Source organism: Pseudoalteromonas sp. c7(2019), from assembly GCF_011378625.1.
Taxonomy (GTDB): Bacteria; Pseudomonadota; Gammaproteobacteria; order Enterobacterales; family Alteromonadaceae; genus Pseudoalteromonas; species Pseudoalteromonas arctica.
Genome location: NZ_WTKS01000005.1, coordinates 129,576 through 145,727 on the forward strand (window position 1 = coordinate 129,576; position 16,152 = coordinate 145,727).

Below are 16,152 nucleotides of genomic sequence, written 5' to 3' on the forward strand. Positions count from 1 at the left end.
CTTGTATGCTTAAGTAGACCTGTACAAGAATAAAAACTTTCATTTATTTTCATAATATTTACTTTTGCGGTTTCTACATTAAATATGGTTGGTAATTACAGATTTATCAATGTGTGATTTACAGGTAAACTATGCGTCCAGTTTTTTATCAAAATTAATCACTTTATGAAACTTGTTTTAGCACCTATGGAAGGTGTCGTTGATTTTAAAATGCGCCAATTACTCACAGACATTGGTGGGTTCGATTTGTGCGTTACCGAGTTTGTAAGAGTGGTTGAAACATGCTTACCTGATAAAGTTTTTCATCGATTTTGCCCTGAACTACATAATAATGGATTTACGCGAGCAGGTACTCCTGTGCGTGTTCAATTACTCGGCCAAGAAGCAAATCCGTTAGCCGAAAATGCAGTAAGAGCAATTGCTTTAGGATCTCATGGGGTCGACCTTAACTTTGGTTGCCCAGCAAAAACCGTTAATCGTAGTCGAGGGGGTGCTGTACTGCTTAAAGATCCTGACCACATGTATACGATTATTAAAGCAGTCCGAGATGCTGTAGATGATAAACATGAAGTAAGTGCAAAAATTCGCTTAGGCTTTGATGATGACAGTAACAGCCAAGAAATTGTTGATGCTGTGGTAAGCGCAGGCGCAAATAGTGTAGCTATACACGCCAGAACCAAACGTGATGGTTATAACCCGCCAGCTTATTGGGAAAAAATTCCACCAATAATAAAAGATAAAAATATTGCCGTTGTTGCCAATGGTGAAATTTGGCAAGTTGAGGACGCAATGCTTTGCCAAAAACGAAGTGGATGTACTGATTTGATGCTCGGTCGTGGCGCCCTTTCGCACCCTGATTTAGCAACAAAAATTAAAGCTCATGTAAATAATGAACAATATGATGGCCTTCAATGGGAGCATATTATTTATCACTTAATCCACTCTGCTATTCATCAAGACCCTGCAAAAGATGAAAAGTATTTTGCTTCTCGTACAAAGCAATGGCTAGGTTACCTTAAACGCCAATACCCGCAAGCGATCGATTTATTTGATGAAATCAGGCGTTTAAAAAGTAAAGAAGATGTGGCAAGCGTATTAAATAAATACGCCAAAGCACCGCAACTTGATTCAAATCATAACGGCTAACCTAAAGCCTCTAGATAATATCAGTATAACGTGAAGCCAATTTAATAAGGTTGTACTGATAATGCATCATCAAAAAAGACTAAACGATGAAATAGCACAAATTAAATTAAATATATTAACTATGCTTTCTAAATCAGCCTACCCTACACATCAGCATTTAATACAAATTTTAGATAATACAGCAAACAATGAATGGTTAGACTGTGCAGCAGAGAAGCTAGGTCCTGAGTATGCGTTTTTGATCAGTCGCATGACTAAATTAGAAGCAGCGGTCAGCCAAATAGAAATTGGGCAATATGGCTACTGCTGCGACTGTGAAGAAAAAATACCAGCCAAATCACTTGAACTAGATCCCGCAACCCAACGGTGTACAAAGTGCGCACAATAAGCGCACTTTCAAATCATTATATAATTTGTTGTATAAAGCTAAATGATTGCCCTGGGTAGAGTATTATATCTTCAACTAAATATTGAGCCTCTTCTTGGGTGATTTCTAAGCGTTTCATAAGATTCACCTTTGCCTGTGGCAAAGTCCACGCATGGTAATGAATGCCAATATCTGATTCCATCATTGCAAGCATCAATGTTTTATCTTTATCAGACATGTTCATATTGCTCGCCATTGCAGGTAAGTCTTGATAATCAGCCTGCCAATCAAGCCCTTCAATTAATTTTTCATTCGATAGATACTGCACTAAAAACGATTTTTTATGAGAAATAGACAATTTACTGTCGAATGCAACACGATCTAATACTTTTATATTTTCATTTAAAATAGTAACCCACTCTAGCGGTGAATGTACTTCGCCACTAAAGTAATTTAGTTTGCTCTGATACCACTGTGACCCATTTGGCAGGCCTCTCAGACCAACACTACCTCTAGGCTTGTAACTAGCTAAATAATCGCTAAAAGCTCTTATATGACTCTTAAGCGCTGGTTGAACGTCATTACTACCTATCGCACTCAATACATAGCTTTGTAGTAGTGTGAGCTCAATTTTATTCAGCTTTAAATTGCTTTGTTTAGCACTGTCTAGCGTATCTTGGGTTAACTTAAGCCAAGTAATAATATTATCCGGCGTACTTTTTGAACCCTCAAAAGCAAGCATGTTTTTTAATACGTCTACTTGAGCCGGCCAATTAAAATAGCGCTCAGGAAAGCGCTCTGCAATAACCAAGTAGTTTACTTGTGCAATTTGATTGAGATTAAGCTCCATACCCATTAGGTTCTGATAAATAGTATGACGTTTAACTAAATACGCATCAGAAAAGACCAATTGCTCTTTAGTAATCCTATCGATTTTTTTAGCGTCTGGTTGTACAAGTGCCATGTTTAAAGTTTTTAAAGCAACTTGTGCGTCTTCAAATGACTCATAAGGTTGAGGCTGCTTTGAACATGCAGCTAAAAATAAGCACAGTAGTAATGAAAAAGAGAGCTTTTTATACATAGTAGTTCCAATAAAAAAAGCCCCAGAGGGGCTTTTTATAAGTTGCTTTAGCTAATTAAAATTAAATTTTAACACCGTTGCGAGCGGCTTTATCTTTAATATATGTAGACCAACCTTTTGCAAACTTACGTGTGCGAGGGTCATCCATAGCTTTAGTAATTGCAGCATATGCTTGCTTATACTTACCTTGATAGTAATACGCTTCAGCTAAATCTGAATAAATAGTACCTTTTTTGTCAGAGCCAAGCTCTAATGCTTTGTTCAAACGAACAACAGCAGCACTGAATTTTTCAGATTGTAAAAGTAATGAACCAGCTTTACGGTAAAGTTCAGCGTCGTCATCAAATTTAGCAGCTTCTTCGTAGTACTTAGCAGCTTTTTCTAGATCCTTAGAGCGATGATAGTTACTAGCAATCGCGCTAACATTCTGCTTTGTACGTTTTACTTTTTCACTCTTAACGGCCTTTTCTAGCGTTACAGCTGCTCTAAAAGGGATCTCGTTTAGAGAGTAAAAGTTAGATAAGACTTTATACTCAACTTCATTTTCAAAGTAACCGTTCTTGTAAGCAACTTCCATCGTTGCTAAACCTTTTTGATAGTCTTCGGTTTGTAGGTAATATTTACCTAAGCTAACCCAAGCTTTTTTATCATCAGGCCATACACGAACAATCTCTTCGCCAATCTTAACCATGTTTGCATAATCTTTAAGTTCAAAGTATGCACCCAGTTTTAATTGGTAAGGACCTTTATTAGGTTCTTTTTGAAGTTTAATTGCCTTATCTGCTGGTTCAAAAACATCACGAAATTGCTCTAACTGATAGTTAGCTTGGGCAATACGCGTGTAAACCGTAGGATCTTCTTCACCGGTAAAATCCATCCAAGTAACATAAGCTTTTTTGGCTTCTTGATACTTTTCTGTGCCAGCGTATAAATCACCTAACAGCTTTAGAGTTTGTTCTTGATCAGCAAAGTTTAAAACATCAGGGGCAACTGCTTGCTTAGAGTACTTAATCGCTTCGTCATACTTTTCTTTTTGAGCGTACATGCTACCTAAGTAACGATTTACGGTCGCTTTATCAAAGTCATTCGAAGGTTCAATCTCTCTAAGCAAAACAATTGCTTCATCAACTTTTTCTTCGTTGTACAAGTCAAATGCTTTAATTACCTTTTTACCAGTACGCTCGCCCATGATTTTAGTTTTTGCTTTTTTACGCTCTTCAATCTTTGCGTAATCTGGCGCTGCTAAAACAGATGCACTTAAAGTAGCACCCGACACAGACATAAGAATCGCAAGAGCAGTTACTTTAGAAAAATTTCTCATTACTCGCCTCCTTAGTTGCCTTGGTTAAGTTTAAAGTCTAATTGAACTTGTAAACCTGGTTGTTTCTGTGGTTTTCCGTCAATGATCTTAGGACGGTACTTCCACTTACGCAGTGCGCGTTTAGCTTCACGGTCAAAGATACGTTTTGGATCTGCGTCAATTACTTCAACGTCAGTTACTCCACCTAACTCATCAATTGTGAATGAAAGTTGTACCCAACCTTCTTTGCCATCACGTGCTGCTTGCGTTGGATATTTTGGTTCTATACGAACGATAGGTGTCGCATCACCATCTCGTCCAAATGCACCAGGACCACTTAGTCCACCAGCTGAACTACCAACATCAATGCTACCCATGTTAAATGACATAGCACCAGGGTTTGGATTATTATTTTCCGGCTGTGGCGGCTGCGGTTTAGGCGGCTGCTTTGGCGGTGGTGGAGGAGGAGGCGGTACACGCTTCCTCTCCTGCACCTTAGATTCAGGCGGATTCGTCATTATTTCGACTATGATCTGCTCTTTTTGTTCCGTATTACGGTCAGCCCCACCAGAGATGAGGAAGGCCATGAAGTAGAACAAGCCGAAAGTAACTGCCCCACCTGCAATCAGTGAAAACAGAAAACGAATCATTACTGATCTCCAGCTATTGAAATTCTAAGGTTGTCACCCGTCGCTTTAATCTGGTCCATAACTTTAACCACTGTGCCGTGTTTAGCTTCTTTATCAGCTTGTATAATCACAACTTCAGTAGGTTGTTCTGCTAATAAACTTTCGATTTTTGCTGAAATACGTTCAACATCAATTTGTTGTTTATCAACCCAGATTTCGCCGTTACTACGAATAGCAATAAAAATGTTAGCATTTTTTTGCTTAGTAGCTTGGGCAGCTTTTGGTTTATTGACCTCGATACCAGCCTCTTTAACGAACGATGTAGTTACGATAAAGAAAATAAGCATGATAAATACGATGTCAAGCATTGGCGTCATATCAACCGCTGCTTCTTCTTCTTCACGAAAACGTTGTTTACGTGCCATATTTAATTCTCTCTCTAGTGATGAGGCATACTATCAATAAGTTTGGCTTTCACCATTTTAGCTTTTGTCTCAAGACGTGAGCTAAAAAATACTCCAGATAGTGCCGCAACCATTCCAGCCATTGTTGGGATTGTTGCCATTGAAATACCTGATGCCATTAAGCGTGCATTACCCGTACCCTGGTTGGCCATGGTTTCAAAAACCGAGATCATACCAGTAACAGTACCAAGTAAGCCTATTAAAGGACAAACAGCTACTAATGTCTTAATCAACAACATACGCTGATCTAATTTTTCAGACGCTTCAGAAATCCATGCTTCACGGATTCTGTGTGCGTACCAAGACGTAGTGTCTTGGCGGGCATCCCACTTTGCTACAATTTCTTTCGCTGTGCGAGGAAACTCTGCAAGTAGAAACCAATAGCGCTCAATCATTAAAACCCACATCAGAAAGAGTGCTATCGCGACCACGTATAAAACCTGGCCGCCTGTGCCAACAAAATCCCTGATAGATTCCCATATCTCCATCAGGACTAGCATTAGGCTTTCTCCTTCTCCGCGTGAGTAGCAACGATACCCGCGCTTTGCTCATCAAGGATGTGTAATACCGACTTACTACGACCAGCTACAAGAGCATGAAGTAGAATTAGTGGTAATGCAGCAATTAGACCTAGCGCTGTAGTTACAAGTGCTAGAGAGATGTTACCTGCCATGATCTTCGGATCACCCGTACCGAACAATGTGATTGTTTGGAACGTTAAGATCATACCGATTACTGTACCTAGTAGACCTAGTAATGGTGCGATTGCAGCAAGAATCTTAATTATGTTGATACCAGCTTCGATGCGTGGCGTTTCACGTAGAATCGCTTCATCAAGTTTAAGCTCAAGGTTTTCAACATCTTGGTTCTTGTTGTCATGGTACACTTTAAGAATACGACCCAGTGGGTTATTTGTATTCGGTGTAGCAACATTTTTAAGCTGGCTCTTAATCTTACTAGTAGTAAGTGTAAGGTCAACAAAGCGAATTAGAGTAATTAGCATACCTAAAGCTAGTAAAGCTGTAATGATATAACCAACTACGCCACCTTGATGGAAGTATTCCATAAGTGTCGCTTTTTGAGTGTTGATACGTAAGATAGCACCACGAGTCGGATCGATATAAACACCAGCGTAGTTATCTGGTGATGTATTTTCAAGATCAGTGATACCGTCTAAAATATAGCTATCAGGCTGTTTACCTAGAGGCTGAATAGACTTTGTTTCTGGTGAATAAATTAAGTAACCATCGTCTGTAACTAAGTTAAAGTTACCGATACGCGTTACTTTCTTCATTGACGGGTTACCGTCAAGACCAGCAACTTCAGTTTCAAAAGTTGAAACTTTAGCTGATTCAGTCATTTCTGTTTGAAGTGAAATCCAAAGCTCTTCAAGTTCACGAACAGTTGGAAGTTCTTTAGCAGCAGCTAATGAACGTAAGATTTCTGCACGGCCAGGTTTCTCAGCACTAACTAGTGATGCTTCGATAGAACCGATAGCGTCTTGAGCTGCACGACGTACAACACCAAACATCTCACCCAAAGTACCTTGAGCACTTTGAAGAGCAGCTTCTTTTTCAGCTAACGTGTTTTCATTTTGTGCATATTGCTTAGTTAAGCTTTCACCACGAGACTTCTCAGAAGCAAGTTGGCTTTTAGCTTTATTAAGTAAAGATTGCTTGTCAGCACGATCTGATAAGAACTCTTGTTCACGTTTCTTATCGATTTTACCTTCAGAGATACGCTCTTGCTTTACTTGCTCAAGTATTTTATCTAGAGCTCCAGTATTTGCATGTGCATTTAACGCGGTACCTGCAGAAACAGTTAGTACTGCGGCAACAGCAAAACCTTTAAATAGTTTCTTCATTATTGATTACTCCGCGCCAAAGATAGGTAGTTTAACAAGTTCTAATGTCGCTTGCTTACGCGCCATACGAATAACTTCTTTAACAGGTTTTAGGTATTCTTCACCTAATTCTTTCCACTGTTTAGTGTTGTTATCCCACACCCAAGCATGTTTCAAGTCAAAAGACTGAGCAACGTAAGTAATACGACCTAACTGACCGATATCAACGTTAATACTTTTGCCATCAACTTCTAGTGTACCTTGTGAAGCAGATACAAGTGAGCTGTATGCTGTTTCAATAGTGTAAGCTTCAAGTACTTGACGGAATTTTTCAGACGTCGTTACAGACGCAGAAACCATGATTTCACGTAGTCTTTCAACACGTCCTAAACGCGTCTCTAGATTAAATGGAACGTCCGCTTTGATGAATTGCTCAAGCGTATCGATCATGCGATACATCAAAGGCACAACGTTTTGTTTCGTGTTATCAATCGTAGCGATTTGACGATCAAACGATTCAATAGACGCGTTTTGGCTATCAACCAAGCGCGACACGTGATCGTTATACACTTTCATAAGTTCAGTCTCATCAACAACGCTACGGTACTCAGCGATTAGCTCCTGAGTTTGACCATATACATTGTCAATTTTAGTTTGAGACTTAACCGCAGCCTTTTGAATTTGTTGACCTGCTTTTTGCACGTCATTCAAAGGATCTGCAATCACATTGCTGCTTGCAAATGCAAATGCGCCAACCAACGCAGTTGCTACAAGACTCTTTCTGATTTTAACAGACATAGTTCCCAACCAATTAAGTAATGTTACTTTTATAATTTAATTATCCTCCGAAGAGAACAACCCTGATATCTTTTAATAGATATCAACCTTCCAATAATGCTAAATGCAATTAGCGCTGTCAACTTGATGTTTACTAATCTCTGCAAATAAATAGCTAAGTTAATGCTTAAACAAAAGTACTAGCACACAACTGTTAACATTATTGCAACTAAGCTTTTGCTTAATATTTCGATTAAAGCCTTTTGAAGGGGTGTATTTATTCGCATTGTACTGACATAAAACAACATTATTGCAACATTTAGCCAAAGCTGAATTCGCACTGAAAAAAAACAAAAAAAAATATAGATAGATATGACAAAAGTTATTTTTTAAACGATTTCAGCACATTTTATCTCCCCAATAACACTTCATCTGAAAAAACAAACCATTTGTCGCACAAAAAAACAACACTGGATAATCTCTAATACCGCCCAGCTTGCTTTATGCACGCAATGCCTAAAGCCATTTATAAAACGTGTTTCCCATAAATAGTAATAATAAGTTTCTTTTAGCAAGGCCTGAAATAGCCAAATAGTTTTCGATAATTAGACGAGTTACATTTACCGCTTTAGAGTGCTCATTAATACTATTTAACAGTTAAATTTATTTAGTAACAAAGTTAATCACAAAAAGCTGCTCAACTTTAATAATAATGGACTATAAATGATGCCTAACGCTTCCATAATAAGCTATCAGAGGCCTATAGAGGTTCCCTTGCCCATTTATAGTTAAAGTACAAAACTTCAACCTGATTGCAGTAGCAAGACTTACACTAAAATTTACACAGATTGTTATTTGGCATCATTTTTATGTATATAAGTATCAGATCAGTTGGATAAATTGTAAGGGATGTTTTAAATGCGATAGAAAGTGGTTCGATTGTATAAGTTATTCAGATAATTGAATTTTGGGTTTGTATTAAAATAGAAGATTTAAAAATATATGAAATTTGTGTTCAAGGATTTAAAAAGAAGGATTTTATTAATTATGTACATAGAGAGGAATTATGGTGAAACAGAGACCTGCTTCACCAAGATGAACTAGAGTTCACATAATAAATTATGCTGCTTCTACGTTCTCAGCTTCAGGGCCTTTTTGACCTTGTTTGATGCTGAATGTCACTGCTTGACCTTCGCTAAGAGTGCGAAAACCAGAACCAGTGATTGCGCTGAAATGTACAAACACGTCAGGACCATTTTCTTGTTCAATGAAACCAAAGCCTTTAGCTTCGTTGAAAAACTTTACTTTACCAGTAACCGACATACTAAATTTTCCTGTAAGTCAATAATTAAAATTCAGCCATATTATTATGGCAATATCCTCCCTGAGTCAATGCTCAAAAATATGGAGGTACAGTACAGGAACAAGTAATAACCTAACCGGTAACCTTAAACGCAGCACAATATCCGTAAATTCAATACATAAAAACTCAAAGCAAGGTAAGATTAACACATTATATTTTTTTTCGCTCTATTAATTGGGAATTATTTATTAAAAATATAAATTTGTTTTAAATCGCCTTTAACTGACTAATTTCTAAGCAAAAACTATAAAGTATTATTGTAATATATATTGCTATAAACGCGTATAAAAGCCCTCTACAACAGCAATACTGTCAAATAACGCTTCAATAACATCAAAAATACAAACAAAAAAGCCGCTTTAAAAATTAAGCGGCTTTTGGTTTAAATATAAAATATTAACTATTTAACAGACCAATCAATAGTATCTTCTGCTTTTATAGGCACAACTTCAGAGTCGCCTAGGGTATAACTTGCAGGTACGTCCCATGGTTTTCTTTGTAATGTTATTGTATCGGCATTACGCGGCAACTCATAAAAGTCAGGACCAAAGTGGCTTGCAAATCCTTCAAGCATGTCCAAAGCTCCTGCGTCTTCGAATGCTTCAGCGTATAACTCAATAGCGGCATGGGCCGTATATGCACCAGCACAACCACAAGCAGCTTCTTTTTTATCTTTATAATGTGGTGCAGAATCAGTTCCTAAGAAAAACTTTTTATTTCCACTTATAGCTGCGGCCATTAATGCTTGCTGGTGAATGTTACGTTTGAGGATTGGCAAACAGTAATAATGTGGGCGAATTCCACCCGCTAACATATGATTACGATTATAAAGTAAATGATGAGCTGTAATTGTTGCTGCTACATTGCTAGGTGCATTAACTACAAACTCTACTGCATCTTTAGTTGTAATATGCTCTAGTACAATTTTAAGTTCAGGAAAGTCACTTACCACATCCCCTAAAATCGTCTCTAAAAATACTTTTTCACGGTCAAAAATATCAATTGATGAATCAGTAACTTCTCCGTGTACTAACAGCAACATACCTACTTCTTGCATTGCTTTTAAAACCGGGTAAATATTTTTGACTGATGTAACACCCGAATCAGAATTGGTTGTAGCGCCAGCAGGATAAAGCTTTGCAGCTACTATTTTGCCCGTTGCTTTTGCTTTCTCTATTTCATCTGGTGTCGTTTTATCAGTAAGGTAAAGTACCATTAATGGCTCAAAGGCACCTTGTGGGCCTGCTGCCATAATACGTTCTCGATAAGAAAGAGCGGTATCAGTACATGTTGCCGGCGGAACAAGGTTTGGCATAATAATAGCGCGACCCATGTATCTGCTAATGTCTCGTACAGTATCCTTTAGCTGGTCGCCATCACGTAAATGTACATGCCAGTCATCTGGGCGAGTGATAGTAAGGGTTGTTACAGAGTTTGTATTATTGCTTGTCATTACTTTGTTCCAAGGCTGAATTTATCCGATCATAGGCATATGATGTTTTCGAGTAAAGATTTTATTAAAAATAATGCATATGTTGATGACATTACCGAGTTGTGTAATTAAAGCTTAATACTCCAATTCAATTGGGATTAGCTATTGTTATTACTTACAATTAATTAAAGTCATTCGTCATAATAATTTACAGCCAATTAAAACCACTCATCGCTTTATTTTGTACAAAATCCAAGATTAGGTTAACTTAGCTACGTATTTAAAAATAAAAAGAATAATATAAATTGCCTATGTCTTACAAAAATAATGCCTCAAGAGCACTTGAGATAAAAACTGATCAACTGAGTATAATTAATCAATTTTCATCAAGCTTATTGCAACTAGACACACTAGACGAGCTATTTGAGTATGTTACAACGCACGTTGTTAACCGTTTAGGATTTGTTGATTGCGTTATTTACCTTGCCGATAACAATGCTTATACATTAAATCAAGTTGCATCGATGGGTATTGCTCACGCCCGAGACAAATATCAAGCCGAACGTAAAGTAATACGTTTTAGTGAAGGAATTACTGGAGCTGTTGCAACTACTGGTAAAGCCGTAGTTATCGATGATGTAACAAAAGATAGCCGTTATATCGCAGATGAGCGCCCTGCCCAATCAGAACTATGCGTCCCTCTTATATATAAAGAACAAGTTTTAGGTGTTATTGATTGTGAGCACCCTATTAAAGGCTACTTTACAAACGCACACCTTGAAATTCTTACAACAGTTGCCCACTTACTCAGTGCTAAAATTAACCAGGTAAATACGGTAAATAACTTACAAAAAACAGTTGAGCAACTTAACAACGCACAAAAATTAGAAAATAGCTTATTACAAATAGCTAACCTAACCTACAAAGCTAACGACTTAGATACCTTCTTTGAAGCCTTGCATTCAATTATCAATAACTTACTTCGTGCTGATAACTTTTTTATCGCTTTATATGACAAAAAAGTAGATATACTTGACCTTGTTTATATAGTCGAAGAAGGCATAAACACTAAAACACATCAAAAAATATCTAAAGAACAGCTAAAAGACACTGCTTCATATTACCTACTGCAAACAGAGCAAACCTTATTACTCAATAAAGATGCCTTTCAAAGTCATATTGATAACGGTGATTTTAAAATGGTAGGTCGACAATCAGAGTCTTGGTTGGGTGTTCCATTTAAAACAAGTGATCGTATAAGCGGTGTTATTGTTGTACAAAGCTACGATAAAACACTGCAATACAACGAACACGACAGCGCTCTTCTAACTTACGTAAGTCGTCAAATAAGTATGGCAATTGATAGACAACTAGCCCGACAAGAGCTCGAGCATAAAGCATTGCATGACGAGCTTACCGGCCTTGCTAACCGCTCATTACTCATTGAGAGAATAAAGCATGCTATTTTACGTTTAACGCGCGCTAAAAAAAGTACTAGCCATGCCCTGCTGTATCTAGATTTTGACCGTTTTAAAAGTATTAATGATTCGCTGGGGCATGAGGTCGGAGACCATTTTCTTATAAAAATATGCGGCTTAATTAAAAGTACAGTACGAAGCACCGATACATTTGCTCGTTTAGGCGGTGATGAATTTGCTATTTTCATGGAAAATATCACACATAAAAACCAAGTTAATGAAGCTTTAAACAGAATTAAAAGCGCATTAGCAAAACCTCTAAATGTAGATAGCCACTTACTTCAAGCCTCTACTAGTATTGGTATTGCCTATACCGACAACATAAACGATCAAGCTTATATATTACTGCAACAAGCTGATGCTGCTATGTATGAAGCAAAATCCACCGGGCGTGGACAGGTTAAGTTTTTTAATAACACGATGCGTAAAAAACTTAAAACCCATGCGGATATCGAAAACGACTTGCAACACGGTATAGAACACAACGAATTTGAACTCTATTTTCAGCCAATTTTTACAATTACCACAAGTGAGGTTATTGGTTTTGAAGCACTTGTGCGCTGGCATCATCCTAAAAAAGGATTTGTACCACCTAATGACTTTATACCGATAGCTGAAACTACAGGGCAAATTATAAATCTTGATTTACATTTACTTGATTTAGCCGCTCAGCAGATTTCTAATTGGCACCAGCAAGGTCATCGCTTTTTGAAAGTAACGGTTAATGTATCGTCACGACATTTTGCAAGCCTCGATTTTGTAGCGCAAATACATTCTATTTATAATAAATACCAATTACCTCTGGGTTCTTTATGTTTAGAAATTACCGAATCAGGCTTAATAGAAAATCTAGAACTCGCCACTCAAATAATAGAAGGTCTTTCACCTTTAAAAGTAAAATTGTGCCTTGATGATTTTGGAACGGGTTATTCAGCACTGGGCTACTTGCACCAACTGCCTATTCATATTTTAAAAATAGATAAAAGCTTTATTGACCACCTACAAGATTCCACCAACCCACTTGTTGAAGCCATTTTATCACTTGCGCAATCATTAAAACTTGAAGTTGTTGCTGAAGGGATAGAAACACTTGAACAATTAGCCATTTTACAATCCACCGCGTGCGACTATGGCCAAGGTTTTTTAAAGTCAAAACCGGTCACAGCCAAAGAAGCCATATTACTTATTAATAAGCCTTTATAAAAAGAGCCAGCGAGTTGGTCGCTGGCTTAGGTATTACGTATATACTCATCCATTAAACTAAAGCTAAAAAGCAAAATGACTTTAGTTTTTAAACCACAACCTAAAGTAACCATTCCCCACCCCACACAGTTATTTATATAGTCAAAATTCACACTGAGGTGAAGCACACCGCAATCGATATACTTAAAATACAACATGAAGCAAACTCATCTAAAACTCATCAAACCAGTTTTTGAATGACTTTTATCGTTACTAATTCTAATATTTTCGCGATTCATAGCAACAAACTGCAATAAACCACAATAAATCGCAAACTTTTAGCCATCTAGACGTTGAAACGTTTTTTGTATAGGCGTAGTATGTGGTTAATCTGAGCTGAACTCACTTTTCCCATGAGAATTTTTAAAGATGATTGGTATTAAACATTTAAAAACCATAGCAACCCTAAAAGAAACAGGATCTTTGGTTAATACAGCACGAGAGTTATTTTTGACACAGTCTGCTTTATCTCATCAAATCAAAGATTTAGAGAATAAATTAGATTGCCAATTATTTGAGCGTAAAACTCAACCAGTCCGCTTTACCCCTCAGGGAATGCTATTACTTGAGTTAGCTCACGAAATATTACCAAAAATGGAAGCGACTAAATGCCGTTTGAAAGAAAGCTTAAATCAGCCTATTTCTCAACTGCGTTTAAGTGTGGAATGCCATGCATGTTTTCATTGGTTATTGCCTACTATTAAAGAATTTAATAACTTTTGGCCTGATATAAAAATTGATTACGAGCGCGGCTTTAGTTACGACGCTATTCCTGACTTACTAAGCGATGAGCTCGATTTAGTTTTAACATCTGACATACGTGAACCCGACACATTAGAGTACGCGCACTTATTTGATTTTAAATTGAAGCTTATTGTGGCACCGGATCATGAACTTGCTAAAAAAGCGTATGTAACAGCGCTTGATTTAAAAAACGAAACTATTATTTCATACCCTATCCCGCGTGAACGCCAAGATATATTTAAGCATTTCATTCAAAATGCACGTTTTGACGGTACGTTAAAAACGGTTGATCAAGGATTACTTATTTTTCAACTAGTAAGTGCCGGCATGGGCGTTGCCGCTTTACCTGATTGGCTAGTTACACCTTATGAAAGCCAAGGCTTAATTAAATCAATTCCTTTGGGCGCTCTTGGCCTTACTCGTCCTATGTATTTAGCGATGAAAAAAGACATGAAAGATAACCCTGTTTATCGTCACTTTTTAAATACGTGTAAGCTAAATAACGGTCGATAATCATCAATATAATGAGTAATATCGCTGTAATTAACTCTACAGCGTTTAACTCTTATGTTTGTTATTAAAAAAATGATTGGTGGCTTACTTATGCCACTGCCTCTATTTGGTTTATTTGCGTGCCTGATGCTCCTACTCGCATTTAAAGGCCGCAAATCAGCTCTCTTCTCATCTACTTTAAGCTTAATTGTATTACTTGCATTGAGCACTCCCTTTATCGCCAATTTAATTATTCAAAATAATGAACCTGCGTCGCTTGCATTTAATACCCTAAAGCATCCAAAAATAGACAAAATAGTTGTACTAGGTTGCGATATAAACCCAAACCCAGCACTCAGTGCTAATAATCAATTAGGTAATTGTGCGCTAACGCGCTTAGTCGAAGGTGTAAAACTGGCAAAGCACTACCCTAATGCAGAGCTTATAGTGTCAGGCGGGGGTTATAAAAATACCACTAATAGCGGGCTTATGTATCAAACGGCAATTAGTTTAGGTGTTAATAAGAGCCGTATATTCCAAAACCCAAAAGCAATGGATACAGGTGAAGAAGCTAAGTTACTGGCATCAAAATTAGTCGACTTTAAGGTTGCACTAGTAACATCTGTACTGCACATGCCACGCGCAAAAGACTTATTTAATGCTCAAGGTATTGAAGTCATAACCGCAGCCACTGATTATCATAATTTTGCAGCGCTGCCGTGGAGCAAACAGTTTATTCCCAATGCTCATGCCTTACTTGTGGTTACGCAATACAGTCACGAAGTAGTAGGAAACACATGGATAAGTTTGCGCCGCTGGATAGATCCAGAGGCACTGTAGCTCATTTCGTCTAACTAACCTGAACTCTAGATAATAAATCTATCTCAAGTAGAGTTCAGGTTAACTAATAGATAGCCTAGTTAAACTGGGTTATCTATGTCTATAAATGTCACATCAAAACCATGCTCTTGAGCAAGTAACTCACCCAGAGCTTTTACACCATAGCGCTCTGTTGCATGATGCCCTGCGGCAAAAAAATCAATGTTTTGCTCACGAGAACTATGAATTGTTTGCTCCGATGCCTCACCCGTTAAATAAGCATCAATGCCTTGCTCTGCAGCTAAATCAATATACCCTTGCCCACCACCGGTGCACAGTGCAATGGTTTCAATTTTTGTTGAACGTACTAAGCTTGTGAGCGGGGTTCGATTTAGCACTTTTGCAATTTTATCTGCAAAATCCTCACCACTTAATGGTGTTTTTAAACGCCCTTTCATTGCTACGCTATTTGAAGTTGGCTCTAGCCCTGTTTCAATTTCAATATCCAATAACTTTGCAAGTTGCGCGTTATTGCCAACTGCTGGATGAATATCGAGTGGTAAGTGATAGCCAAATAAATTAATATCGTGTGCTAATAACGCACCTATACGACGCTTTTTCATTCCCGTTATTGGTTGGGATTCCCCTTTCCAAAAAAATCCATGGTGAACTAAAATAGCATCTGCTTGCTGCTCAATGGCAGCATCTATTAATGCTTGACTTGCGGTTACACCCGTCACAATTTTTTTAATTTCGTTTTTACCTTCAACTTGTAAGCCATTTGGGCAAAAATCTTTAATTAATTGAGGTTTTAAAATGTCATTTAGGAGTTGGTTAAATTCTCTACGTTGCATATAACTTACCTTACTTAGCACTGAATTTTGTGCAAATTTTGGCGTTTATAGCCCTAAAATGGAAGGAAAATCGCAAAAAATTGAAAAACTGTTTTAAAATAGGTATAAATACCTCTTCTTT

The 16,152-nt window shown here is 37.5% G+C and carries 15 protein-coding genes; 5 read left to right on the forward strand and 10 right to left on the reverse strand.

Features of this window, described 5'->3' with window-relative positions:
* Nucleotides 1-165: 165 nt before the first annotated feature.
* Both GQR38_RS07605 and GQR38_RS07610 read left to right on the forward strand, forming a co-directional pair.
* The gene (locus GQR38_RS07605) at nt 166-1,146 is read left to right on the forward strand and encodes a tRNA-dihydrouridine synthase (RefSeq protein ID WP_165722474.1); all 981 of its coding nucleotides are present in this window, start codon (nt 166-168) and stop codon (nt 1,144-1,146) included.
* A 61-nt stretch (nt 1,147-1,207) separates the two neighbouring features.
* Nucleotides 1,208-1,534: a TraR/DksA C4-type zinc finger protein gene (locus GQR38_RS07610; RefSeq protein ID WP_024590816.1), complete on the forward strand. Its 327-nt coding sequence runs from the start codon at nt 1,208-1,210 to the stop codon at nt 1,532-1,534.
* 16 nt (nt 1,535-1,550) lie between these two features.
* On the opposite strand, the gene GQR38_RS07615 is transcribed toward GQR38_RS07610, so the two are convergent.
* The 9 genes from GQR38_RS07615 to pyrC all read right to left on the reverse strand — a co-directional run bounded on the left by GQR38_RS07615 (nt 1,551) and on the right by pyrC (nt 10,423).
* Nucleotides 1,551-2,594: a hypothetical protein gene (locus GQR38_RS07615; protein ID WP_024607675.1), complete on the reverse strand. Its 1,044-nt coding sequence runs from the start codon at nt 2,592-2,594 to the stop codon at nt 1,551-1,553.
* 61 nt (nt 2,595-2,655) lie between these two features.
* Complete coding sequence (locus GQR38_RS07620; protein ID WP_010553387.1) at nt 2,656-3,915, reverse strand: tetratricopeptide repeat protein; 1,260 nt, start codon at nt 3,913-3,915, stop codon at nt 2,656-2,658.
* 11 nt (nt 3,916-3,926) lie between these two features.
* Entirely contained in the window at nt 3,927-4,544 is a 618-nt protein-coding gene (locus GQR38_RS07625; protein ID WP_007583869.1) for an energy transducer TonB, read from the reverse strand.
* Complete coding sequence (locus GQR38_RS07630) at nt 4,544-4,948, reverse strand: biopolymer transporter ExbD (RefSeq protein WP_007583867.1); 405 nt, start codon at nt 4,946-4,948, stop codon at nt 4,544-4,546. The genes GQR38_RS07625 and GQR38_RS07630 overlap by 1 nt, the downstream gene beginning before the upstream one ends.
* A gap of 14 nt (nt 4,949-4,962) precedes the next feature.
* A complete protein-coding gene (locus tag GQR38_RS07635; RefSeq protein WP_002961709.1) occupies nt 4,963-5,487 on the reverse strand; it encodes a MotA/TolQ/ExbB proton channel family protein in 525 nt (174 codons plus the stop codon).
* Nucleotides 5,487-6,851 carry a MotA/TolQ/ExbB proton channel family protein gene (locus tag GQR38_RS07640; protein WP_007583865.1) on the reverse strand — a complete coding sequence of 455 codons (1,365 nt, stop codon included), beginning with the start codon at nt 6,849-6,851 and terminating at the stop codon, nt 5,487-5,489. The genes GQR38_RS07635 and GQR38_RS07640 overlap by 1 nt, the downstream gene beginning before the upstream one ends.
* 6 nt (nt 6,852-6,857) lie before the next feature.
* Nucleotides 6,858-7,628, reverse strand: a complete 771-nt coding sequence (locus GQR38_RS07645) for a DUF3450 domain-containing protein (protein ID WP_024590812.1) — start codon at nt 7,626-7,628, stop codon at nt 6,858-6,860.
* A 1,098-nt stretch (nt 7,629-8,726) separates the two neighbouring features.
* The gene (locus GQR38_RS07650; RefSeq protein WP_002961702.1) at nt 8,727-8,930 is read right to left on the reverse strand and encodes a cold-shock protein; all 204 of its coding nucleotides are present in this window, start codon (nt 8,928-8,930) and stop codon (nt 8,727-8,729) included.
* 440 nt (nt 8,931-9,370) lie between these two features.
* Nucleotides 9,371-10,423, reverse strand: a complete 1,053-nt coding sequence (pyrC, locus tag GQR38_RS07655; RefSeq protein WP_024590811.1) for a dihydroorotase — start codon at nt 10,421-10,423, stop codon at nt 9,371-9,373.
* Between the two features lie 290 nt (nt 10,424-10,713).
* Between pyrC and GQR38_RS07660 the strand changes: the two genes are divergently transcribed.
* The 3 genes from GQR38_RS07660 to GQR38_RS07670 all read left to right on the forward strand — a co-directional run bounded on the left by GQR38_RS07660 (nt 10,714) and on the right by GQR38_RS07670 (nt 15,198).
* Entirely contained in the window at nt 10,714-13,083 is a 2,370-nt protein-coding gene (locus GQR38_RS07660) for an EAL domain-containing protein (protein WP_024590810.1), read from the forward strand.
* Between the two features lie 408 nt (nt 13,084-13,491).
* Complete coding sequence (locus GQR38_RS07665) at nt 13,492-14,379, forward strand: LysR family transcriptional regulator (protein ID WP_002961689.1); 888 nt, start codon at nt 13,492-13,494, stop codon at nt 14,377-14,379.
* Nucleotides 14,380-14,433: 54 nt separating this feature from the next.
* The gene (locus GQR38_RS07670; protein WP_024598326.1) at nt 14,434-15,198 is read left to right on the forward strand and encodes an ElyC/SanA/YdcF family protein; all 765 of its coding nucleotides are present in this window, start codon (nt 14,434-14,436) and stop codon (nt 15,196-15,198) included.
* 80 nt (nt 15,199-15,278) lie between these two features.
* Here the strand turns inward: GQR38_RS07670 and GQR38_RS07675 are convergent, their stop codons facing one another.
* Nucleotides 15,279-16,031, reverse strand: a complete 753-nt coding sequence (locus tag GQR38_RS07675) for a Nif3-like dinuclear metal center hexameric protein (RefSeq protein ID WP_010555099.1) — start codon at nt 16,029-16,031, stop codon at nt 15,279-15,281.
* Between the last annotated feature and the right edge of the window lie 121 nt (nt 16,032-16,152).

Excerpts from the sequence above, each read along its gene's own strand:
- GQR38_RS07605 (WP_165722474.1), top strand. The coding sequence starts at position 166 with ATGAAACTTGTTTTAGCACCTATGGAAGGTGTCGTTGATTTTAAAATG.
- GQR38_RS07610 (WP_024590816.1), top strand. The coding sequence starts at position 1,208 with ATGCATCATCAAAAAAGACTAAACGATGAAATAGCACAAATTAAATTA.
- GQR38_RS07615 (WP_024607675.1), bottom strand. The coding sequence starts at position 2,594 with ATGTATAAAAAGCTCTCTTTTTCATTACTACTGTGCTTATTTTTAGCT.
- GQR38_RS07620 (WP_010553387.1), bottom strand. The coding sequence starts at position 3,915 with ATGAGAAATTTTTCTAAAGTAACTGCTCTTGCGATTCTTATGTCTGTG.
- GQR38_RS07625 (WP_007583869.1), bottom strand. The coding sequence starts at position 4,544 with ATGATTCGTTTTCTGTTTTCACTGATTGCAGGTGGGGCAGTTACTTTC.
- GQR38_RS07630 (WP_007583867.1), bottom strand. The coding sequence starts at position 4,948 with ATGGCACGTAAACAACGTTTTCGTGAAGAAGAAGAAGCAGCGGTTGAT.
- GQR38_RS07635 (WP_002961709.1), bottom strand. The coding sequence starts at position 5,487 with ATGCTAGTCCTGATGGAGATATGGGAATCTATCAGGGATTTTGTTGGC.
- GQR38_RS07640 (WP_007583865.1), bottom strand. The coding sequence starts at position 6,851 with ATGAAGAAACTATTTAAAGGTTTTGCTGTTGCCGCAGTACTAACTGTT.
- GQR38_RS07645 (WP_024590812.1), bottom strand. The coding sequence starts at position 7,628 with ATGTCTGTTAAAATCAGAAAGAGTCTTGTAGCAACTGCGTTGGTTGGC.
- GQR38_RS07650 (WP_002961702.1), bottom strand. The coding sequence starts at position 8,930 with ATGTCGGTTACTGGTAAAGTAAAGTTTTTCAACGAAGCTAAAGGCTTT.
- pyrC (WP_024590811.1), bottom strand. The coding sequence starts at position 10,423 with ATGACAAGCAATAATACAAACTCTGTAACAACCCTTACTATCACTCGC.
- GQR38_RS07660 (WP_024590810.1), top strand. The coding sequence starts at position 10,714 with ATGTCTTACAAAAATAATGCCTCAAGAGCACTTGAGATAAAAACTGAT.
- GQR38_RS07665 (WP_002961689.1), top strand. The coding sequence starts at position 13,492 with ATGATTGGTATTAAACATTTAAAAACCATAGCAACCCTAAAAGAAACA.
- GQR38_RS07670 (WP_024598326.1), top strand. The coding sequence starts at position 14,434 with ATGTTTGTTATTAAAAAAATGATTGGTGGCTTACTTATGCCACTGCCT.
- GQR38_RS07675 (WP_010555099.1), bottom strand. The coding sequence starts at position 16,031 with ATGCAACGTAGAGAATTTAACCAACTCCTAAATGACATTTTAAAACCT.